This is a genomic window from Aliinostoc maniaoense (genome assembly GCF_058172895.1).
Map to the genome: position 1 here is coordinate 4,671,889 of NZ_CP187952.1, position 20,512 is coordinate 4,692,400.

General features: G+C 41.9%; 21 protein-coding genes. 8 read left to right on the forward strand and 13 right to left on the reverse strand.

Features of this window, described 5'->3' with window-relative positions:
* Positions 1–23 precede the first annotated feature (23 nt).
* Together ACPZ3T_RS20215 and ACPZ3T_RS20220 are read left to right on the forward strand one after the other, a co-directional pair.
* On the forward strand, positions 24–1,313 hold the full coding sequence (locus tag ACPZ3T_RS20215; protein WP_490271239.1) for an RNA-guided endonuclease InsQ/TnpB family protein: 1,290 nt from the start codon (positions 24–26) through the stop codon (positions 1,311–1,313).
* Between the two features lie 139 nt (positions 1,314–1,452).
* Positions 1,453–2,883, forward strand: coding sequence for a carotenoid oxygenase family protein (locus ACPZ3T_RS20220; RefSeq protein WP_490271240.1), 1,431 nt, complete (start codon positions 1,453–1,455; stop codon positions 2,881–2,883).
* Between the two features lie 118 nt (positions 2,884–3,001).
* Here ACPZ3T_RS20220 and ACPZ3T_RS20225 read toward each other — a convergent pair whose 3' ends face one another.
* From ACPZ3T_RS20225 to shc, 4 genes are all read right to left on the reverse strand, one after another.
* A complete protein-coding gene (locus tag ACPZ3T_RS20225; protein WP_490271241.1) occupies positions 3,002–4,267 on the reverse strand; it encodes a nucleotidyltransferase domain-containing protein in 1,266 nt (421 codons plus the stop codon).
* Positions 4,268–4,365: 98 nt separating this feature from the next.
* On the reverse strand, positions 4,366–5,250 hold the full coding sequence (locus tag ACPZ3T_RS20230) for an alpha/beta fold hydrolase (protein WP_490271242.1): 885 nt from the start codon (positions 5,248–5,250) through the stop codon (positions 4,366–4,368).
* A gap of 20 nt (positions 5,251–5,270) precedes the next feature.
* The gene (locus tag ACPZ3T_RS20235; protein WP_490277292.1) at positions 5,271–5,771 is read right to left on the reverse strand and encodes a HugZ family pyridoxamine 5'-phosphate oxidase; all 501 of its coding nucleotides are present in this window, start codon (positions 5,769–5,771) and stop codon (positions 5,271–5,273) included.
* An 85-nt stretch (positions 5,772–5,856) separates the two neighbouring features.
* Positions 5,857–7,767 carry a squalene--hopene cyclase gene (gene shc / locus ACPZ3T_RS20240; protein WP_490271243.1) on the reverse strand — a complete coding sequence of 637 codons (1,911 nt, stop codon included), beginning with the start codon at positions 7,765–7,767 and terminating at the stop codon, positions 5,857–5,859.
* Between the two features lie 274 nt (positions 7,768–8,041).
* Here shc and ACPZ3T_RS20245 point away from each other — a divergent pair, with 274 nt between their 5' ends.
* Complete coding sequence (locus ACPZ3T_RS20245) at positions 8,042–9,214, forward strand: glycosyltransferase (protein WP_490277293.1); 1,173 nt, start codon at positions 8,042–8,044, stop codon at positions 9,212–9,214.
* Between the two features lie 159 nt (positions 9,215–9,373).
* Here the strand turns inward: ACPZ3T_RS20245 and ACPZ3T_RS20250 are convergent, their stop codons facing one another.
* Both ACPZ3T_RS20250 and ACPZ3T_RS20255 read right to left on the reverse strand, forming a co-directional pair.
* A complete protein-coding gene (locus tag ACPZ3T_RS20250) occupies positions 9,374–9,697 on the reverse strand; it encodes a DUF1825 family protein (protein WP_490271244.1) in 324 nt (107 codons plus the stop codon).
* A gap of 116 nt (positions 9,698–9,813) precedes the next feature.
* The gene (locus ACPZ3T_RS20255) at positions 9,814–10,770 is read right to left on the reverse strand and encodes a J domain-containing protein (RefSeq protein ID WP_490271245.1); all 957 of its coding nucleotides are present in this window, start codon (positions 10,768–10,770) and stop codon (positions 9,814–9,816) included.
* Between the two features lie 205 nt (positions 10,771–10,975).
* On the opposite strand from ACPZ3T_RS20255, the gene ACPZ3T_RS20260 reads away from it, so the two are divergent.
* From ACPZ3T_RS20260 to ACPZ3T_RS20270, 3 genes are read left to right on the forward strand one after another with little or no spacing between them, the layout of a single operon-like run.
* Entirely contained in the window at positions 10,976–11,353 is a 378-nt protein-coding gene (locus ACPZ3T_RS20260; protein ID WP_490271246.1) for an NINE protein, read from the forward strand.
* Positions 11,337–11,474 (forward strand): hypothetical protein, encoded by a 138-nt coding sequence (locus tag ACPZ3T_RS20265; RefSeq protein ID WP_490271247.1) that lies wholly within the window; start codon positions 11,337–11,339, stop codon positions 11,472–11,474. The genes ACPZ3T_RS20260 and ACPZ3T_RS20265 overlap by 17 nt, the downstream gene beginning before the upstream one ends.
* A 52-nt stretch (positions 11,475–11,526) precedes the next feature.
* A complete protein-coding gene (locus ACPZ3T_RS20270; RefSeq protein WP_490271248.1) occupies positions 11,527–12,057 on the forward strand; it encodes a ComEA family DNA-binding protein in 531 nt (176 codons plus the stop codon).
* Here ACPZ3T_RS20270 and ACPZ3T_RS20275 read toward each other — a convergent pair.
* Positions 12,010–12,135: a hypothetical protein gene (locus tag ACPZ3T_RS20275; protein WP_490271249.1), complete on the reverse strand. Its 126-nt coding sequence runs from the start codon at positions 12,133–12,135 to the stop codon at positions 12,010–12,012. The genes ACPZ3T_RS20270 and ACPZ3T_RS20275 overlap by 48 nt on opposite strands.
* A gap of 61 nt (positions 12,136–12,196) precedes the next feature.
* Positions 12,197–12,769: a signal peptidase I gene (gene lepB, locus ACPZ3T_RS20280; protein ID WP_490271250.1), complete on the reverse strand. Its 573-nt coding sequence runs from the start codon at positions 12,767–12,769 to the stop codon at positions 12,197–12,199.
* Positions 12,770–13,156: 387 nt separating this feature from the next.
* Here lepB and ACPZ3T_RS20285 point away from each other — a divergent pair, with 387 nt between their 5' ends.
* Positions 13,157–14,257 (forward strand): saccharopine dehydrogenase family protein, encoded by a 1,101-nt coding sequence (locus ACPZ3T_RS20285; RefSeq protein ID WP_490271251.1) that lies wholly within the window; start codon positions 13,157–13,159, stop codon positions 14,255–14,257.
* Here the strand turns inward: ACPZ3T_RS20285 and ACPZ3T_RS20290 are convergent.
* From ACPZ3T_RS20290 to ACPZ3T_RS20310, 5 genes are all read right to left on the reverse strand, one after another.
* Positions 14,254–14,628 carry a hypothetical protein gene (locus ACPZ3T_RS20290; RefSeq protein WP_490271252.1) on the reverse strand — a complete coding sequence of 125 codons (375 nt, stop codon included), beginning with the start codon at positions 14,626–14,628 and terminating at the stop codon, positions 14,254–14,256. The two genes, ACPZ3T_RS20285 and ACPZ3T_RS20290, sit on opposite strands and share 4 nt — an antisense overlap.
* 30 nt (positions 14,629–14,658) lie before the next feature.
* Positions 14,659–15,231, reverse strand: a complete 573-nt coding sequence (locus ACPZ3T_RS20295; protein ID WP_490271253.1) for an ABC transporter permease — start codon at positions 15,229–15,231, stop codon at positions 14,659–14,661.
* A gap of 1,038 nt (positions 15,232–16,269) precedes the next feature.
* Positions 16,270–18,342, reverse strand: a complete 2,073-nt coding sequence (locus ACPZ3T_RS20300) for a bifunctional serine/threonine-protein kinase/formylglycine-generating enzyme family protein (protein WP_490271254.1) — start codon at positions 18,340–18,342, stop codon at positions 16,270–16,272.
* 32 nt (positions 18,343–18,374) lie between these two features.
* Positions 18,375–18,575 (reverse strand): hypothetical protein, encoded by a 201-nt coding sequence (locus tag ACPZ3T_RS20305; protein ID WP_490271255.1) that lies wholly within the window; start codon positions 18,573–18,575, stop codon positions 18,375–18,377.
* Between the two features lie 2 nt (positions 18,576–18,577).
* Positions 18,578–19,375, reverse strand: a complete 798-nt coding sequence (locus ACPZ3T_RS20310) for a metal ABC transporter ATP-binding protein (protein ID WP_490271256.1) — start codon at positions 19,373–19,375, stop codon at positions 18,578–18,580.
* A gap of 97 nt (positions 19,376–19,472) precedes the next feature.
* On the opposite strand from ACPZ3T_RS20310, the gene ACPZ3T_RS20315 reads away from it, so the two are divergent.
* Positions 19,473–20,450 carry a metal ABC transporter substrate-binding protein gene (locus tag ACPZ3T_RS20315; protein WP_490271257.1) on the forward strand — a complete coding sequence of 326 codons (978 nt, stop codon included), beginning with the start codon at positions 19,473–19,475 and terminating at the stop codon, positions 20,448–20,450.
* Positions 20,451–20,512: the final 62 nt, after the last annotated feature.

The window sequence follows — 20,512 nt, forward strand, 5'->3', positions numbered from 1 at the left end:
AAAGGAAAGGGGGTGATACAAGAGTGTTGATACTAGAATATAAAGCGGTTGTTAAGAAAGCCCAATCAACAGCAATAGATGAAGCTATTCGCACAAGTCAGTTTGTCCGCAACAAAGTTCTTAGATATTGGATGGATAATCGTGGCATTGGCAAAAAACAACTGTATCAGTACAACACTCAACTAAGAACAGAATTTAAATTTGTTAATGATTTAAACAGTCACGCTTGTCAGGCATCAGTAGAAAATGTAGAACGCGCTATCAATCGGTTCTTTGATAACTGCAAGAAAAACAAGCCTGGAAAGAAGGGTTATCCCAGATTCAAAAAGCATAGTCGTTCAGTTGAATACAAGGTATCTGGTTGGAAGTTGCACCCAACAAAACGTCGCATAACTTTTACCGATAAAAAAGGTATTGGCGAGCTTAAATTATTAGGTAAGTGGGATATTCATCAATACCCTGTTGAACTAATTAAACGAGTTCGGATTGTGCGTCGAGCCGACGGATGTTATGTTCAGTTTTGCCTCAAGATTGATAATCAACAAGAAGCTCCACTAACTACATCAGAAATTGGTATTGATGTAGGTTTGGAGTATTTCTACTCTGATAGCAACGGTAATCATCAAGAGAACCCGCGCTTTTTACGCAAAGCAGAACAGGAAATTAAGCGGGTTCAACGTAACATTTACAAGAAGAAAAAGGGGTCATCTGGCAGAAGAAAAGCGCGTGGTATTTATGCTCGTAAACATTTAAAAGTAACTCGACAAAGGAATGAACACGCTAAAAAATTAGCACGTAACTTATGCCTAGCTAACGCTAAGGTAGTCGTGGAAGATTTAAATGTTTCGGGCTTGGTAAGAAACCACAAGCTTGCTAAGAGTATTTCTGATGCGTCTTGGTACAACTTCCGCCAGTGGCTTGAATACTTTGGTGAGAAATTTGGACGGGAAATAATTGCTGTCCCGCCACATTTCACTAGCCAAGAGTGCAGCAATTGTCGTGCAAGAGTACAGAAATCTCTCAGCACTCGAACTCATTCTTGTCCGCATTGCGGTCACATTGAACAAAGGGATGTGAATGCAGCCAAAGTAATTTTAAGGAGCCAGTGCCGTGGGCGGGTTTCCCGACTTGTTCGCGTAGCGTCTCGTAGAGAGGCAACTGGCGTTCGTGCAAAGGCAAGGCAGTGCGGTCTTGGGGTCTCCCCAAGGGGAGCAACTGCCGCTACCGGAGGGCATCCGGGAAGTAACGCCAGTCGAGATGTTCCCTCTACTTCTATTGGTCGCAAGACCTGTAAAAGCAAGGAACGTCAGTGACGCTGGAATCCCCCGCCTTCAGGCGTGGGGAGTGTCAAAATTTGTTGAATCTAAAATAAGTTAAATTTATATTTTTCCTAGTACAACTATTCTTAACCATTATCTTGATTAAGCTCTGTTTTTTATTGCTAAATTTAAGATGACTATAATCAGTCAAAAATCAACCAAAAAAGCTTGGGCTAGTGCGATCGCCCAACCTGCAACAGAATTTCCTCTTACCCCATTATCCGTTATTTCTGGCAAAATCCCCGATGGTTTGCGTGGCACACTCTACCGTAATGGCCCGGCAAGGCTAGAGCGTGGCGGTAAGCTTATGGGGCATTGGTTTGATGGCGATGGGGCAGTTCTCGCCGTCCATTTTACTGATGCCGGAGCAACCGCAGTTTATCGTTATGTGCAAACCAAAGGCTACAAACAAGAAGCCGCAGCAGATAAACTGCTCTACGGCAATTATGGCATGACTGCGCCTGGAGCTTTTTGGAATCAATTGCTCAGACCAGTAAAAAATACTGCCAATACCTCAGTAATAGCACTTGCAGATAAACTCTTAGCATTGTGGGAAGGTGGTAAACCCTACGCCTTAGATTTACAAACTTTAGAAACTTGGGGCGAAGATGATTTAGGAGGGTTAAATAAAGGATTAGCTTATTCTGCACACTGTAAGCGCGACGGAAAAACAGGGGAAATTTTTAACTTTGGGATTACTCCAGGAGTAAATGCCAAACTAAATATTTATAAAAGCGATGCCACGGGCAAAATCATCCAAAAAGCTGCATATTCTCTTGATGGCATATCAATAGTGCATGATTTCGTTTTAGCGGGAGAATATCTTGTATTTTGTATTCCCCCAGTGCGACTGAATTTTTTGCCTGTACTCTTAGGAACAAACTATAGTGATGCTCTAGAGTGGCAACCTCAACTGGGAACTCAAATTTTAATTTTTGATCGCCAGACATTATCTTTAGTAAGTCGTAGTGAAGCTGAACCTTGGTTTCAGTGGCATTTTGTCAACGGTTATTTAGATGCTAGTGGTGCAGTGATTGTAGATATTGCTCACTACAAAGACTTTCAAACAAACCAATACCTGAAAGAAGTGCCTACAGGTGCAACTCACACTCCGGCGCAAAGTACGCTAACACGAGTACATATTCAACCCCAAACTGGCAAAGTTAGCAACATTGAGCGCATCATAGACCGACATTGTGAGTTCCCAAATGTGCCACAGCAAAATGTGGGGCAAGCCTCTCGGCATACATATTTTGCCTCATTCCAAACAGGCACAGATATTAGCCAAGAACTAGTAAATGCGATCGCTCGCTTCGATTATCAAACCCAAAACCTTACGGAAACAAACTTTCCAGAAAATCTCTATCCTTCAGAACCATTACCTGTGCAAGATGCCCAAAACCCTGATCAAACTTGGGTTTTAACAGTCATCTACGATGGTAATTCCCATTGTAGTGAAGTTTGGGTATTTGATAGCGATCGCCTAAATGATGAACCTGTTTGCAAACTTGCATTACCAAGCGTCATTCCTCATGGTTTCCACGGCACTTGGAATCCTGCGTAAAATCTAGCTCTTGTGGAGTTTCCTTATTCTACAAAAAACTATTCCAGCGTGTTCTCCGCAAGATATTAAAGGATAATTTTAGTCAGGAAGAAATTCAAATTTGCGGTTTTTCTAGGAATTAATCTGTATTCTCAGTAGATACACACAAATTAAGAACTCGCTTCAATGGTGTTAGTCCAAATTTGATTATTAATCTCAAGGGACGAATTATATAGTAAAGACTAGAGAGGAAATTGGGTAGAGGTAAAGCGACATAATCTTTATCTTTGGGAGTAATAGCAAATCTCAACACAAAAAGACACAGCAAAATTTTATGTCTCCAGCTTTCCATGACTCGGAAATGAAAACCTAAACGCCAAGACCAAAAAGACCTTTCAAATACATCTAATGGTTCGTCAATTTGCATCCATAATCTGGCTTTTACTTCTGCTGCCAGGGTTTTGATAATAGGATTTTGCTGGATTTTTTGTTCAACTGTTTCTGGTAAAGTAATTTTTTGAATATCTGCTGCTAACAACAAGCCCAATAGTAACATTCTTTCACAACTTTGCTGTTTAGCTTCCTCTAAAAGTTTTGCCCATTGTATTTCAGGATGAGATTTAATTAACTCAGCAATATCGCAAATCCAAGCTAATCTCTGCCATAAATCCTTACAACCGTGGACACAAAGATATAACAGGGAATCTTCTAAGGAAAGTTGTAGAATATTATGTCCAGCAAGTGATATAGGTTGCAACCGTTCCCATAGCGTATCAAAACTTGGTTTAAAAGCGAAATAAGTCGGGGTCAATTCCCAATGTAAATCTATCAAAACTCTGCCATCTTCACTGAGCAAACTGTATTCACAAAATACGTCTTGGAGGTCTTGTCTTGCTTCAGTTAAATATGCTTTAGTTTGGTATTTTTGAGATTGTAAAATTTCTATTGTTTTGGAAACGTCTTGTTTTTTGACTAAAATATCAAGGTCGCTAAATTTCCTGAGTCCCAGATTTCCATAGGCTGAAGCTGCTAGGACAGAACCTTTAAATGGGATGGCGGGAATATTATGATCTGTGAGTAATTGCAGAATATTAACTAGTTTGTGAGTCAGAAATAGGTTATTAAGAGTAATTTTTTGACAATCGGTGTGTAAATATTCTAAAACGCTGTGGGGAACTTCTTCTAGACAAGTTTGCTTAAGACTGGAATACAACAGTGTTTGTACTCTATGCCAAATCGCCAGCTTGATTAAATAATTCCAATCTATTTCTGATTTAACTAACTGTTGAATTTTTGCTGCTGTTTCTGAGTCGATTTTCGTGTTAGCACAATAAACCAACAATGCGGTTTCTTTGTTGGTGGTTAGTGGCTGCGTTTGAGCAGATATTGATGGTAATGCAATCATTTTGTATAGAACTTACTAGCCGGGTTATTTTGATGAAACACACTGGCTTGATTTTCTGATCTAATTTCATCCGTGTAAATAACCTGTTGGTAAATTCTTCAGACAAAACGCTGTAAGATACCAGTAAATAAGGCTGGTAATTCTAGATGGGGTAGGACTCCTGCATCAGCGATCGCATAAAATTCTGTAATAGCAGTTAAGTTTAAACTCATTAACCGCCTTCCTAGGTTGATGCTGGTAAATTGTGCCTGTTCTCCCCAAAAGAAGACTGTGGGAGTTTTGAGTTGTTGAATATACAAACTCAAGTCAAAGTACAAGTCACCGCGTAAAAATGCCAACGCCGCAAATTTAGCATCGGGTTGTTGTGCAGAAGTGAGATAAGCTGCTACCATCTCTTGAGTCACCCGTTCTGGATGAGCAAACAGAAAAGTTTCCAGAAAATTTCTTACTGCTAGTTCATTTTCTGCCCCTAGGGCATAAATTATATTATCTAGTAAGGGTGTATTAATTATCGGTAATGGTAGCCTACGTCCTGCACCCTGGCCAAAGTCATCAAACCCAGAAGGACAGACTAAACAGAGGTTTTTGAATAACTCAGGTTGTTGAACAGCCAAGCGGATAGTTAAAGCCGCAGTCAGGGAAGATGCGACTACTGTGACAGGCTCTTGACAAGTTGCGGTGATGAATTGAGCAATAGTTGTCAGGTAGTCTGATATTTGATAATCTCGGACGGGATGGGCTGAGTCTCCCCAACCAATTAAATCTGGTGCGAGGATGCGATGAGTAAAAGCAAAAGCTGGATAGACTTTTGACCATTCGTAAGCAGATGCACCACCACCAAAATTATGTAAAAAAAGTAATGGTGGTAAGTCTTCCATGCCAGTAGTTAACCAAGGTGTAGTAGTTTGAGTGTAGTAAACTATCTTCCCTAGAGATGTATTGATAACTTTATGCCCAAAACCAGGGGGTTGAAACTGAAGCATAGGTTTAGTGATGGGTGCTGTTATTTTGCTTTGTCGCCGGTCATCTGGGTGAGTTGATTGAGGCGATCGCCACTGATATGGTATGCTGCCCCAAACCCAATGACAAACCGCCCCTCTGTGGGAGTTAAGCGAAAAATCCGAAAATCAGCCAAACCCCGCAAAATTTCGATAATCTCACCAAAACGCTCTTGAAATTGAGCCACTACTCCATTCCAGATTTCCGATTCTCGCTCAATTAGGCTAGCAGTACAATCAAAACTTAACCGACGACGAGCAAAAATCTGATTAGTCTTACTCTCATCCTCAATAAATAAAACACAAACATGAGGATTCCCAGAAATATTTTGAGTGTGAGTTGCTAACCCACTTACGTATATATATATATTCTTCGCATCATCCATGACAAAGGGAGTATAACTAGCGTTAGGAATCCCTTGGTCATTGACTGTACTAATAATCACACTTTCAAAATCTTGAGTAAAACCCTCATACTCTGCTTGAGCTTTTTCTAGTTGACTCATAAGTAAATTTTCTACCTTGTCTACCTTGTCTACCTTGTCTACCTTGTCTTTCCCAGTCCCCAGTCCCCAGTCCCCAGTCCCCACCCTATTCACCCAACGCCTGATATCGACCTAGGGCAATTAGGGGAAAATACTGCTGATAATAGTGATACTTCAAATAAAAGTGACAAGGAAAGCCAGTACCTGTAAAGTCTGCTTCAAACCAACTGCCATCTGATTTTTGCGTGGACACTAAATAGTTAATTCCCTTCTCAATAGACTCACGGGGAAATTTACCAGTAGCTTCTTTTGCGGCTAACAAGCCAATTATTGCCCAGGCTGTTTGGGATGCGGTGCTGCGTCCTTGACCTTTGAGGCTAGGATCATTGTAACTGCGGCAAGTTTCACCCCAACCACCATCAGGATTTTGACAGCTAACTAACCAAGCTGCACCTCGTTCGATTTGGCTGTGATACTTTTCGGGTGCAATTACCGCTAAGGCTGAAAGAACTCCACTTGTACCGTAGATGTAGTTTACTCCCCAACGTCCAAACCAACAACCCTCCGGTTCTTGTTCGTTGAGAAGATAATTTAATGCCCTTTCTAAGTTATGGGGTGCAATAGATAAGTTACACACACCGAGCATTTCTAAAACTCTGGCGGTGACATCGGCGGTGTTAGGATCAATCATGGCTTTCAAATCACCGTAGGGTATACTGTTAAGCCAATCTTGGTCATTGTCGATATCAAAAGCAGCCCAACCACCGGGTTTACACTGCATAGAAGCAACCCATTTGAGGGCGCGATCGCACGCTGTCTGTTTTAATTGTTCATTAGGTAGTTTCGCCCCATACAATGCCATCACTACCACCGCCGTATCATCCACATCTGGATAAAAACGATTGTCAAATTCAAACGCCCAAGCCCCCGGTTTACCTTGGCGATTTTTTACCATCCAATCACCGTAATCGAGGATTTGCTTTTGTAATAACCATTCTCCCGCCTTGACTATCGCCGGATGCTCTGGTGACATACCAGAATCAACAAATGCCCTTATTACCCAGGCTGTATCCCAAACCGGCGACACACAAGGCTGGACTCGGTAACTGTCCTCTGTTTCAATGGCAAAGTTATCAATGGCTTGCAAACCCCGTTCTACAATCGGATCACTGGGGTCATAATCTAGACACCGCAAAGCCAGCATAGAATTGAGCATGGCGGGAATAATTCCCCCCCAGTCGCCTGTAGCTTCTTGCCGTTCTAAAATCCATTTTTCTGCGGCTTTGATACCTTCTTCTCTAAAAGGAATAAAATTGAGGCTTTCTGCTAACTTAAATCCTGCATCCAGGGTGAGGAATAAATCTGTCCAGTCGTTATTGCGGGGTAACTCCCACCTGACATTCTCCACACCTTCAGCGTATAACTCATCAAGATTGATGCTGGGGTTAGTGACAAAAACAGGTTTACGATCAAAGACAATCAACAATGGGACAGTGCTAGAACGCGCCCAACTGGACATTTCATAGATATTGACAGGAAACTCTTGCGGTAACAGCATTACCCAAGCCGGGAGAGAAGGCAAACCACGCCAGTCATAACAACCTAATAAAGCCAGGTGAAATTTAGTAAAGATGCGCGTTTTGCTAATGCCGCCCCGTTGGATAATAAACTCTCGCGCCTGTATCATATCTGGGTCAGTTGCAGGCACACCAAGCAACCGCAAAGCCATGTAAGCCTCAACAGAAGTGCTGAGTTCGCCGCCATCATCATAAAATAATTCCCAACCTCCGTGCTGCCGTTGTTGGGAACGCAGATATGCTTTTACTTTGTGCAGAGGTCTGGTTGTATCTGTTCCCCAAATTTTGTGGAGCAATACCACCTCAGCCGTAATAGTGACATTAGATTCTAACTCAGCCCACCAGTAACCAGCCGGATTTTGCAGTGATAGCAAATATTTTTGACTAGCTGCGATCGCTTCTGCAAGTTGATTGACTTCTAACCTGTCTTGTGTCTGCATCAAATACTACTCAATACTTTAGCTATGAATACGGCAGTACAGTAAAAAAAATTTTACCGTAATTAGCAAATATTGTATTGTGTTTGAGGCACTTGAGGAAGGAAGGGGTGTAGGGGGAGCAGGGGTGTAGGGGTGTAGGGGTGTAAGGGTGTAAGGGTGTAAGGGTGTAGGGGAGACAAGGGAGACAGGGGAAGCAGGGGGAGAAAACTTTTGAATTTTGTAGGCGCAAGCCTTCCCGTAGGGTATTTTGAATTTTGAATTGGAGCGCAGCGACGTGGGTGCATTTATCTTGGGAATAACTTTATTATCTTTATTGATTTGGTTAGGATTATTGACTTTGCGGGGGCAATTTTGGCGGTTAGATCAGCAACTAGAAACTGCTGAAACTACGTTAGAATCCTTACCTACAGTGTGTATAGTAATTCCGGCGCGTAATGAAGCGGAATTGTTACCAATCACACTGCGATCGCTTTTACTCCAAGACTACCCCGGTGAGTTTCATATATTCTTAGTAGATGATCATAGTACAGATGGTACAGCCGCCTTTGCTGAAGGGGTTGCCCATGCTGTAAATAAAGCCGACCAATTAAATATTATCTCTAGCCCATCTCTACCCCCTGAATGGTCTGGTAAACTTTGGGCAGTAGAACAAGGGATTCAAGAGGCTAAACCATTAACACCTGACTATTTTTTTCTCACAGATGCAGATATTGAGCATGATGTCAATAATCTGCGGCGACTAGTTGCGAAAGCCGAGCAGGAAGATTTAGACTTAGCATCGGTAATGGTAAGACTGAGATGTCAAAGTTTTTGGGAAAAACTGTTAATTCCTGCATTTGTCTTTTTCTTTCAAAAACTCTATCCCTTTCGCTGGGTGAATAATCCTCAAAAACAAACGGCGGCTGCTGCTGGTGGTTGTATCCTCATTCGTAGAGAGGCTTTAGAGAGAATTGGCGGTTTTCAAGTCATCCGCCAAGCTTTGATTGATGACTGCGCCTTAGCTCAAGCTGTTAAATTGGGTAGTAGTCAACACTCAAGAAAAATTTGGCTGGGCTTGAGTTCCTTAACTCGTAGTTTACGCCCTTATCCATCTTTGAAAACAATTTGGGATATGGTAGCCCGGACGGCTTACACTCAATTAAATTATTCTCCTTGGTTACTGCTGGGAACTGTAGTGGCGATGACGCTAATTTATTTAGTTCCACCTATAGGGTTAATTTTAGGTGTAGGGCTGGGCAATCAATTAATTGCCATCACGAGTTTAGTCACATGGCTAGTGATGACGTTGGCTTATTTCCCCACAATTCGTTTTTATAGATGTTCGCCTGTATTTGCTTTTAGTTTACCTGCGATCGCTTTTCTCTACACCCTCATGACCATAGATTCAGCGTTACGCCATTGGCAAGGACGTGGCGGCGCGTGGAAAGGTAGGGTTTATAATTCGTAATTCGTAATTCGTAATTCGTAATGGGCTGCGCCCCGCTACGCTAACGTAATTCGTAATAAAGCAGCAAATGAGTTGGCTAAAGCTGTTATCCCCAAGTGGAGGAGAAGCCGTAACTTGGGGGCTTGGTGCAAAGGTGATAAGATTTCTAACTAACTTATTTTAAGATTGTTTTTCTAGCTCAGATTTCATCCGTTCTAGAGTCATGTGCATTTGATCAAACATTTGCTGTGGGGTGATGCCAAATTGATTTAGCTGAGTTTTGAGTTGCTCTACGGTCATTTGTGCCATAAAGTCTTCAGATAACTCGAATCGCTTCATAAACACACGATAGCGATCCATCATTTCTTCCATTTGCTCAATAAACAGCTTTTTACCTTCGCGGTCAAATTTACCGTAGCTGTTCCCTAGTTTAATCAGTGCTTGATAATCTTCAAACAACTGCTTTGCTTCTTGCTGAACTATCTCAGAGTCAAAGAATCCCATGTGCCTCTATTGAGCTGAGTAATGACACTCAGTACCTTATAGTTTTGCTTTTATCTATTTTTATTTTAGTTTAAGGGACTCAATTCTAGAAATAGCTTCGGTTTTAGTACGGCTTTTTACCGCAATTTCAACACTTGACTTAAATTCGCTTCCGCTTTGGAAAAGAATTTCTGTAGCCAAGTTGCAATTCCCAAGGCTTTAGCTACTGATTTGGGATCACTGTGATCTTGAAGTGACATTTTCAAATGAGTAGCATATTTTACAGCTAAAGGGTGATGGGGGTTAAGTTTTAATGCTTGGCGGATATAAACTTTGGCCATACCGTTAAAATTTTGCCGCAGATGCACTACGCCCAATAAAGCATAGTGATCACTATTATTTGGGTCTAATTTAATGGCATCGCGTAGTTCTCGCACTGCTAATGACCAGTGGCCTTGTTTAGAATATTCAATAGCTCGCTGATAGTGACGTTGAGCATAATTAATATCCTTTGCTGCAAGACTTTGTGTTTTTTCTACGTTTGCTGGAACTAGGGTGGATGTAGCTGGAGAAACTACAGGATGAGGTGCAGGCTGTTCCAGGATAAATGAGTTGTCTGTTTGCAGGTACAAGTAGGCTAAATTCAATTCATTTAATTTTTGGATAATCCAATAAGATTGAGTCAAGGATTCGTATTGGCTTGTAGTGTAAGAAGCGATCGCTTGTTCATAGTATAACTCGGCTTCTTCCCGTGACATCCTCACCAGTTGCTTGATTAAAGGATTTTGCTCAGATACGGCATTTTTCCCCCAGGTAATCCCTTGTAACCTCAAAGTGGCTATAATCTCAGCACGTTTTTGGAGATTTTTTAATTCACCGTAAGCTGGGTTAATTAGACGAGTAAATATTGCTGTAGCTAGTTTTTGCTCGCCATTATTGTTGCTGTTGGCATAGTTATCAGGATGTAACAGCTTTGCTAAGACATGATAACGCTGGAGAATACGCCGATCATCTGCCGTCACAGTAATACCTAATACGGCGTAGGGATCTGATAGTTGTTGTAGCCATTCTGTAGGGAGAGTAGTCTGTGACATCGTTTTACATTGGCAGATGTGAATTTTAAGATAGCATTGGGAATTGAATACTGGAATGTAGAAAATAATGATTAATACAATAGATTTATAATTGCTTGATATTTGTTTAGTAATCTGAATTTTGTCATGCTGTATTTATCTAGGTGCTTTGTTACTATGACCGTCTGATAGTCACAATTGTGGTAGTCGTGGATGAATTAAGGATATGTTAACTAAGCGTAAAAGTAGGAGTGTTGCCGCTATTCTAGCCTTTGCTGGAACAGTTAGCATCTCTGGATTACATAAGTTTTATTTAGGACAGCCTGTTTGGGGTTTGTTATATCTTTTACTGTCGTGGACACCTATTCCCAAAGTCGCTAGTGCCATTGAGGGGGTTTGGTACTTAGCTCAAGATGAGGAGGCTTTTGATCGTAACTTTAATTTTGGTAAATCAGCAGTCAAAACTACACAACAATATGTAGGTAATCAAGTAGGAGCGATCGCTGATGCTTTACGTGAGTTAGATACCCTACGTCAAGATGGATTAATCTCCGAGTATGAATTTGAGCAAAAACGCCGCCATCTGCTTGATCAAATTTCTTAATTTGGGGGCAGGGGGCAGGGGGCAGGGCGCGGGGCGCGGGGCGCGGGGGGCAGGGCGCGGGGGCAGGGAAGCAGGGAGCAGGGGAGCAGGGGGAGTAAAACTCTTCAATTTTGAATTTTGAATTTTGAATTTTGAATTGATATGCCCACCAAATATCATGATTAATCACTACTATGCAATGGCTACCTTGGAATTATAAGTTACAAAGGCTGAGGGCTAAATTACTCAATGATCCCTATTACCGATTACAGTCTGGGGAAGAAATTCAAATAGCAGCACAATTAGGTATTCGCATTGATGCTAATCAAGCAACTGTTGATGATTGGTTGCGCTTACCGGGTTTATCGATTCATCAAGCGCGATCGCTTGTGGAACTTTCCCGTTCTGGTGTAAAATTTTACTGCATTGAAGATATTGCGGCGGCTTTGGGAATGCCCGCACCACGTTTAGAACCATTAAAGGTTCTGTTGAATTTTAGTTACTACGATCATGAGTCTCTACTTAATCCTACTGATATGGTTAACCCCAACACCGCATCAGTAGAACAGCTAGCCCAAATTCCATTTATGGATATGTCTTTAGCGCAAGCAATAGTAGAAAATCGTCTATCATCTGGATATTACCGTAATTTAGCCGATTTCCAGCTTCGATTACAGCTATCTGGCGAAGCGATCGCACAATTGATGTATTTTTTGCGGTTTTAGGAAATATTGGGGCATGGGGCATGGGGCATGGGGCATGGGGCATGGGGCATGGGGCATGGGGCATGGGGCATGGGGCATGGGTAGACAAGGTAGACAAGGTAGAATTTATTTCCCCTACACCCCTACACCCCTACACCCTCTAAATCAACCCAATTCGCTCAGGTGGCCAAAAACGAAACACGGCTCTACCAATGATGTTTTCTTGAGGTAAGAAGCCCCAATAACGGGAATCATTACTGTTGTTGCGGTTGTCTCCCATGACGAAAAATTGGTTTTCTGGGACTTTGACGGGTGGGAATGGTTGGTTGGGGGGTTCAGCAATATATTCTTCTGTTAATGGTTGTCCATTGCGGTAGACTTTACCATTGGCAACGCTGACTGTTTCTCCTGGGATAGCAATTACTCGCTTGATGAAGGCTTGATCTTTGGGATATCCGCGTTTTTGTAATTCTGGGGGTGGCTGAAAAACAACAATATCCCCAGTAGTGGCTGGATGAAACCGATAAGAGACTTTTTCCACCACTAGGCGATCGCCTTCGTATAAAGTAGGAAGCATTGACTCGGAAGGTATATAACGAGGTTCGGCAATGAAAGTCCGAATCAACAGAGCTAAAACTAATGCGATCGCAATTAGGGTAAAATTTTCCTGCCAATTACGCCATGATTTTGATGATGCAGGAGTGTCTTTCGGATTATGTTCCTGAGGATTCATAGAATTTTTCAGCTAAATAAATAGATCACTGTTAAGTAAGTCGGCGAGAAAAAAACAAACTACATTAAGTAATGTAAAATTTAATTAAATTAGCTTGTAGTAAGGGCTTTAGCCCTTAAGAGAGGACTAAAGTCCCTACTACAAACCTTGAATTATTCACGCCGTTCTACTTAACTATTAAAAGCACCAATTTATAATAAGGCGATCTTATATCAATTGGTAATTCGTAATTAAGAAAGTCAGATATCATCTAGGTTTTCGGCTTTACTTCAGAATTTTCTCAGATTTTTCTTCTACCCTCAACGGTAGTCAAGAATTACCACCTGTAGCTGATGCCAACAGGACAAAAAACTGGTCAAATAGAAGTATCGTTGCCTACAGGGAGTGATGACAGACCGCGTTTTAATTCTGGGAGGACGGGGACGCATTGGTAGAAGTGTTGCCCAAGATATTGCTAACTACACTCAAGCTGAAATTACTATCACTGGCCGTTCCTCACAAATAAGTCAGGGGGTTGATTTCCCGTTGCTGGTGTTGGACTTGGCAGAGGTTGACAAGTTACGGGAAGCGATCGCAAAATCTAATCTAGTAATCCACTGTGCAGGGCCGTTTCATTATCGTGATGCTCATGTTCTCAAGCTCTGCATTGAACACGGGGTTAACTATTTAGATGTTAGTGACCACCGTTCTTTTACCCAAAAGGCTTTAAATTATCATCAACAAGCTATCAATGCTGGGGTAACAGCTATTGTCAATACTGGTATTTTCCCAGGTATTTCTAATAGTATGGTACGCCAAGGTATTGAACAATTTGAGCAGCCAGAAAAGGTACATTTAAGTTATTTAGTTGCTGGTTCTGGCGGTGCTGGCATTACAGTCATGCGGACTACTTTTTTAGGATTGCAACATCCTTTTCAAGCTTGGATAGATGGACAATGGCAATTAGTTAAACCATATACTGAGAGAGAAGTTGTCAATTTTCCCTCTCCTTACAACCGCAGTGGAGTTTACTGGTTTGATATGCCAGAAACCTTCACAATTCCCCTGACTTTTCCTAATATCAACACTGTAATTACTAAGTTTGGTTCAATCCCAGATTTTTATAATCATCTGACTTGGATTGCTGCTCATGTTTTTCCTAAATTTTGGATGCAGCGTCAAAGTACAATTGAATTTTTATCTCATGTTAGTCATGTGATGACAGATGTCACCAATATTTTTAGTGGTATTGGTGTAGCAGTACGCTCAGAAGTGAGAGGAAAAATAAATGGTGAAGATGCTGTTTATTCCTCAAATTTAGTACATAAAAATACAGCAATTGCGGCTGGCTGTGGTACAGGTAGTATTGCCCAATTATTATTAGCAGGTAAACTGAAAAAACCAGGAGTTTGGCCAGTAGAAGCCGCACTACCAACGGAGTTGTTTCAGCAAGTTATGACAAGCCGCAATATCAAGATTGAGCATCAACTATCCCAGCCCAATATCTAACAGGAATTAAGGAATTTTGGGCATGGGGCATGGGGCATTGGGCATTGGGCATTGGGCATGGGGCATGGGGCATGGGGCATGGCGCAGGGTGTGGGAGGTGTGGGAGGTGTGGGAGGTGTGGGAGGTGTGGGAGGTGTAGGAGGTGTGGGAGGTGTAGGATGGTGGAGAACAAATCTTTCCCCCCACACTCCCCTCTCTCCCCACACTCCCCTCTCTCCCCACACTCCCCTCTCTCCCCACACTCCCCTCTCTCCCCACACTCCCCTCTCTCCCCACACTCCCCCCTCCCTTGTCTCCCTTGTCTCCCTTGTCTCCCTTGTCCCCTTGTCTCCCCTGCCCCCTGCTCCCTGCCCCCTGCCCCCTGCCTCCAACTCCCTGCCCCCTGCTCCCCTTACAAATATTCAGCCAGACTTCTTACCATTGCTCACAATTTGAGCTAGCATATATCCTGTTAAATCGAGTAATTGATCTAGCAGAAAACCGATGACACCGATGTAAATTATCGCCTGAATTATATAATTGATGTTGATAGATTTATAGCTATCCCATGCCAGAGAGCCAAGTCCTTTTTGATCTATTAACATTTCTATTGCAATCACCGTAAACCATGCTACCCAAATTCCAACTTTGAGCGCATGAAAAATGTGGAATATAGCTACACGAAAATTGTTATCTTGTCTGCGAAAGTGTCGCATACCTATGGCTGTATTGAGCAAAATTGTCCACAGAGTAGCAATAAAAATTACTATCACTACGGCTGATTCTTTTTCTTGCCAAATAACTAGCATTATCGGTAGCAAAGCGATAGGGGGAATGCTATGAGGTATCTGAATTATCCGTCTAAATATTTGATAAACTGTGCCATTGACCCCCATTAAATAACCGAAAAAACTGCCTACAACAGCAGCAGGAATGTAACCTACAAACAATCTTTGTAAGCTATACAAAACATCTAAAAATATACTTCTATCCATGCCTCAGTTCTAATCTGGAACGGTAAAAAATACTGCGGCAATTACAACAATTAAACTTGAACCAAATAGAAATTACACTCTGGTTGATTCAATTTTACCAGAAACTTCAATTTTGCAATCTTTTATATTAAAACTAAATCAATATTTCCATACATAAGGCAATAGGGTGCAATAAAATCAATTCGCAATTCTCACAGCTACGCCTCTGTTGCAGACTTATGTTAATTTAAGTAGAACGGTGTAAATAATTAAAGGTTTGTAGTGAGGACTAAATTCAATTTTTTTTACATTACTTTACATAGTTGGGTTTTTTCAAGTCGTTTTACTTAAGCTGAAAACTTTTAGCGATCGCACTCCCTAAACACTATATAGCGATTCCTATTTAAATGAGGTACGAAATTAATGTTTTTAAACGCGGAGGAGCGCGGAGTAAAACGCAGAGGGGCGCGGAGATTGCCCAATTTTATTAGTGGTGTACTAAGTATCTCAGCATATCGCTCTCACAACTCGGTATAGTTAGGTTCTCTCGCACTGACGCACCCTTTCTAAAAAACCGGGTTTCTGAATGCAAGATTCAGGTTTCTAAGCTGAAGGATTGGCAAGAAACCCGGTTTTTAACCAGATGAGGATATTTTTGCCTTAAATCTTGGAACAGTTCGTCGGTTCGTTCCCTCTCCCGAAGGGAGTTGATTTTACCATAGATAATTGGTGTTGGGTTTCCTTGCGTCAACCCAACCTACGCCTGACCAATTATTCCTTGATGGTACAAGCCCCCGGATTTATCCGTGGGCATTAATTGCGAATTGCGTTAGCGTAGCGGGACGAAGTCCATTGCGAATTGCGAATTGTGAATTGTGTTGACGCACCTTAGAGTTTGAATATATCGCGCCTATACCACTTGCTAAAATTTTTATTATGGTGTAAAGTTATAGTTACTCATCCAAAAATTGAAAAAAAATTTGATCGCGCTGTGCGCGAAGAGAAAAGAGAAAGAAGTGTAGAGGACAAAAGGGCAAGAGTGCAAAGAGCAATGAGTCCTTACGCGGAAACAAAAACTACGCGAAAACCGATATTGTCGTTACGGTTGCCGACGGTGTTCCTGAGACGGTGCGCACTGCGACAGAAGCCTGGGAGGCTGCCCCAAGAACCACCGCGCAGCAGTCTTTTTGATTTTGTACCACCAGACCAATGACTACCATCATTGGGAGCTTGATCATAATTATTGTGCCACTCATCCTGACACCATTCCCATATACTACCACACATATCAAATAAACCAAAGGGATTGGCAGGAAATTTACCCACATCCGTTGTTTGGCTGTTACTATAATTTGCTAAATCGTTAGTAATTGTCTCACCAAAGTAATATGGAGTAGTCGTCCCGGCACGACAGGCATATTCCCATTCCGCTTCACTTGGTAAACGATAAATTCTCCCAGTTTTTTGAGATAATCTCGCGCAAAATTCTACCGCATCATGCCAAGAAACTTTTTCTACAGGACGGTTAGCACCTTTAAAATAAGATGGTTCGGGATTTAGATCAATATTCACCTTAGAAAAACCAGCAACAGCTTGCCATTGAGCTTGAGTCACAGGAAATTTACCGATGAAAAAGGATTTGACAGTGACGTTATGCTGTGGACTTTCAAAGTTAGTTCGTCCTGCTTCATCTTTTGGTGAACCCATGAGAAATTTACCCCCAGGAATTGCCACCATATCTAAAGCTACGCCATTAGCTAAGTTTTCTCTAAAATACTCAGCACGTCCCCGAATACGCTTGATTTCATGTTTCTTTCCTAAACCTAAAAACCCTGGATTTGTAACTGTAATGGTAGCGGTTTCAAATTCAAAGGTTTGAGTTTGAATACTGGGGTTAGATATAGCCTTAGATGCTTCTTGTTGTTGACGTAATCTTTCCGCTTCCTGCTGCTGTTGCTGAGATTTTGATTGTAGTGGTGCAAATACTCTTGCTTCTATCGCTGCAATATCTTCATTCCGTATTCCCAAATATTGCTGATAGTCTTGTAAGTCCTTTTGCGATCGCTGACTCAAGGGATATTCTTGCTTGACTACATCAATTAACGCCTGTTCATATTCTTGTAACTTGCGTTGATACTCCCGATACGGTTGCAAAACTTGTTCTTGAATTTCTCTGGCTTCCTGTTCAGTTAACCCCAACTCAACGCGCCTTGATTCTAATATTCTCAAAGCAATGACAGAAAGATTACCTTCACCCTGCTGGGCGCGACTGGTGACTTCTTGCAGATATAATTCCTTGTTAATCTCAGATAAAACTGTCGGTGGTAATGGTGCTGTGACTGAGATTAAAGCTTGTAGTGCTTCTGTGGCATTAAGGTAGCGCATACTGAAGTGATGACGTACCATTTTAGTTAACACTTCAGCTAAATGATTACTCACCTGTACTTGATTTTGCCAGATAATCTCCCCTGTTTGGCTGTCTTCTTCTAATTCTTGGGGCAAAACACCAGTCAAAGCCTGAATAGCCATTACCCCTAACGCATAAATATCGCTACCAAAACAAGGCTTACCGCGATATTGTTCATAAGACATATAACCAGGTGTGCCAATCACTACGCTAGAATTAACTTCACCTTGGCTATTAATCAATAATGTCCCTAATTCTTTGACTGCGCCGAAGTCAATTAAGATAATCTTGCCATCTTGGCGACGCATTAAGTTTTGGGGTTTGATGTCGCGGTGAATAACTCCCTGGCTATGTACAAACGATAAGATTTCTAGGGCATCTTGTAAAAGTTTAGTTACATAACTTTCACTTAGTCGCTTACCTGGGACGATTTCTCGACTTAAATCTTGTCCTTCGATAAACTCTTGTACTATATATAGATTGTCGTCTTGGTTAAAGTGTGCCAGTAGTTGGGGAATTTGGGGATGTTTCCCTAGTCTTTCGAGGATAGCGGCTTCTTTTTCAAAAAATTCGATAACGCGGCTTTGGGTTTGGTTGGGACGCAGTTGTTTCACTACACATAAGGGTTTACTAGGTTGGTAATTATCCCTAGCCAGATATGTGACAGCAAAACCACCGCCACCTAGTAAATTGATGATTTCGTAGCGTCCTGCTAGCGTGTTCAAGATGAGTATAAACCCTGATAAGCTGATTAATTTCAGTGTAATTGTTGAGGGTTAAATTTGGCAAGACTGGGGATGGGGCATGGGGCATGGGGCATGGGGCATTGGGCATTGGGGTAAAATCTCCCTTGTCTCCCTTGTCTCCCTTGTCTCCCTTGTCTCCCTTGTCTCCCTTGTCTCCCTTGTCTCCCTTGTCTCCCCTGCTCCCTTATCTCCCCTGCCCCCTTCTCCCTCATCTCTATGCTGCGTCAGAAAAATACATCACCTTCCCACCATAAGCTAGACGCAAATTTTCTGGTGTGAGTACCTGTTGTCTTGCACCTGTGGCGATTAGTTCGCGGTTGAGTAAGACTAAATCATCAAAGTGGCTGATAGATTCGCCTAAATCATGGTTAACTACCAAGACAATTTTATTAGCTGTCGCTAATTCATGAAAGACATCGAAAATTACAGCTTGGGTTTTTTGATCTATACCTACAAATGGTTCATCAAAACAAAAAATTTCGGCTTGTTGCGCTAAGGCACGGGCTAAAAATACTCGTTGCTGTTGTCCCCCTGATAATTGTCCTATGGGGCGATCGCATAATTCTATCATTCCTACTCTTTCTAAGGCATTCTTTGCTACCTGACGACTCACACCAGAGAAACTACGTAACCATCCTGTTTTCTTGACTCTTCCCATCATGACTACATCCCAAACGGTGGCGGGATAAGTCCAGTCAATTTGACTACGCTGGGGAACATAGGCGACTTGCTCTAATTGCTGCATCAATGGTTTACCTTGATACAACACTCTGCCACTACTCAAAGGAACTAAACCCAGCATCCCTTTCATTAAGGTACTTTTACCCGCACCGTTAGGGCCAAAAATGCCCGTTAGTCGTCCCGCTTTGACAATACAATTAATATCCCGCAAGGCTTCTTGTGTACGATAGTGTACCCCTAGATGGGCAATGTTAATGTTGCTGCTGGCTGTCATGGTATTAAACCCAACTAGATGGGAATTTGCTTCTAGGGAAGAATTAGCGGTTTTCATGGTGTCATTTCCGAGACTACAACTAAAAAATGAAAAGATTATGAAAATACTGTACCGTAAAAAATGAGAAAAATATGAAAACCAAGATAACAAGTTTATGGCAGCAATTACTCATTCAAAAGCGAGATATTGGGGTAAGGCGGTATTAGGGGTAGTTGTAGGACTTTTGATACATGGATGTACACAAGCTAACTCTAACCGTACTCCCTTTGTTACCGATGGCAAGCCGAAAGTAGTAGCAACGAGTACAGTCATTGCCAATTTAGCAGGGGAAGTTGGGGGGGAAGAAATTCAACTCCAGGGAATTTTGCAACCTGGTGCAGATCCTCATGTATACGAACCAGTGCCGGCAGACAGCCGATTTTTAGAAGAAGCTGATTTGATTTTGTATAACGGCTATAACTTAGAACCGGGAATCATTAAGTTAATGAATGCGGCTGGTGGGAAGGCGCGCAGGTTAGCTGTCGGGGAAGTGGTGAAGTCATTAGAGTTAGATAAAGGCAAAGGTGAAATTGTCCCAGATCCTCACGTTTGGGGGAGTGCAGAAAATGCGATCGCAATGGTTAACGCCATTCGAGATGCTTTAATAGAGTTATCACCGGAAGATAAAGATAAATTTACCCAAAATGCGGCGCAACTGACACAAGAGTTACAACAGTTGCATAGTTGGATTAATCAACAAATCCAAACCATACCCGCCAAAAATCGCCAACTGGTAACAACTCACGACGCTTTTCAATATTATGGCCGAACTTACGGAATTGCGATCGCAGGCACATTAATTGGCATTAGCACCGAAGAACAACCAAGCGCGCAAACAGTACAGCAATTAGTAGAATCTATTAAAAAAATCGGTGTGCCGGCAATTTTTGCGGAAACTACAATTAACCCAGCTTTAATTACAACCGTTGCTCAAGAAGCTGGCGTGAAACTTGCACCCAATGAACTTTATTCTGACTCTATTGGTGCAGCAGGAAGTAATGCCGACTCGTATATCAAAATGATGGTAGCAAATACCCGCACCATTGTAGAGGCTTTAGGAGGTAAATATACACCTTTTGAAATCAAGAAATAAACCCATAGTTATATCTAAGTTTCTCATAGTTAGAGACTGAGATATAACTTCAGAGATGTAAT

Excerpts from the sequence above, each read along its gene's own strand:
- shc (WP_490271243.1), bottom strand. The coding sequence starts at position 7,767 with ATGCAGACACAAGACAGGTTAGAAGTCAATCAACTTGCAGAAGCGATC.
- lepB (WP_490271250.1), bottom strand. The coding sequence starts at position 12,769 with ATGAATCCTCAGGAACATAATCCGAAAGACACTCCTGCATCATCAAAA.
- ACPZ3T_RS20295 (WP_490271253.1), bottom strand. The coding sequence starts at position 15,231 with ATGGATAGAAGTATATTTTTAGATGTTTTGTATAGCTTACAAAGATTG.
- ACPZ3T_RS20285 (WP_490271251.1), top strand. The coding sequence starts at position 13,157 with ATGACAGACCGCGTTTTAATTCTGGGAGGACGGGGACGCATTGGTAGA.
- ACPZ3T_RS20270 (WP_490271248.1), top strand. The coding sequence starts at position 11,527 with ATGCAATGGCTACCTTGGAATTATAAGTTACAAAGGCTGAGGGCTAAA.
- ACPZ3T_RS20250 (WP_490271244.1), bottom strand. The coding sequence starts at position 9,697 with ATGGGATTCTTTGACTCTGAGATAGTTCAGCAAGAAGCAAAGCAGTTG.
- ACPZ3T_RS20315 (WP_490271257.1), top strand. The coding sequence starts at position 19,473 with ATGGCAGCAATTACTCATTCAAAAGCGAGATATTGGGGTAAGGCGGTA.
- ACPZ3T_RS20275 (WP_490271249.1), bottom strand. The coding sequence starts at position 12,135 with ATGCCCCATGCCCCATGCCCCATGCCCCATGCCCCATGCCCCATGCCC.
- ACPZ3T_RS20255 (WP_490271245.1), bottom strand. The coding sequence starts at position 10,770 with ATGTCACAGACTACTCTCCCTACAGAATGGCTACAACAACTATCAGAT.
- ACPZ3T_RS20310 (WP_490271256.1), bottom strand. The coding sequence starts at position 19,375 with ATGAAAACCGCTAATTCTTCCCTAGAAGCAAATTCCCATCTAGTTGGG.
- ACPZ3T_RS20225 (WP_490271241.1), bottom strand. The coding sequence starts at position 4,267 with ATGATTGCATTACCATCAATATCTGCTCAAACGCAGCCACTAACCACC.
- ACPZ3T_RS20305 (WP_490271255.1), bottom strand. The coding sequence starts at position 18,575 with ATGAGGGAGAAGGGGGCAGGGGAGATAAGGGAGCAGGGGAGACAAGGG.
- ACPZ3T_RS20220 (WP_490271240.1), top strand. The coding sequence starts at position 1,453 with ATGACTATAATCAGTCAAAAATCAACCAAAAAAGCTTGGGCTAGTGCG.
- ACPZ3T_RS20235 (WP_490277292.1), bottom strand. The coding sequence starts at position 5,771 with ATGAGTCAACTAGAAAAAGCTCAAGCAGAGTATGAGGGTTTTACTCAA.
- ACPZ3T_RS20230 (WP_490271242.1), bottom strand. The coding sequence starts at position 5,250 with ATGCTTCAGTTTCAACCCCCTGGTTTTGGGCATAAAGTTATCAATACA.
- ACPZ3T_RS20260 (WP_490271246.1), top strand. The coding sequence starts at position 10,976 with ATGTTAACTAAGCGTAAAAGTAGGAGTGTTGCCGCTATTCTAGCCTTT.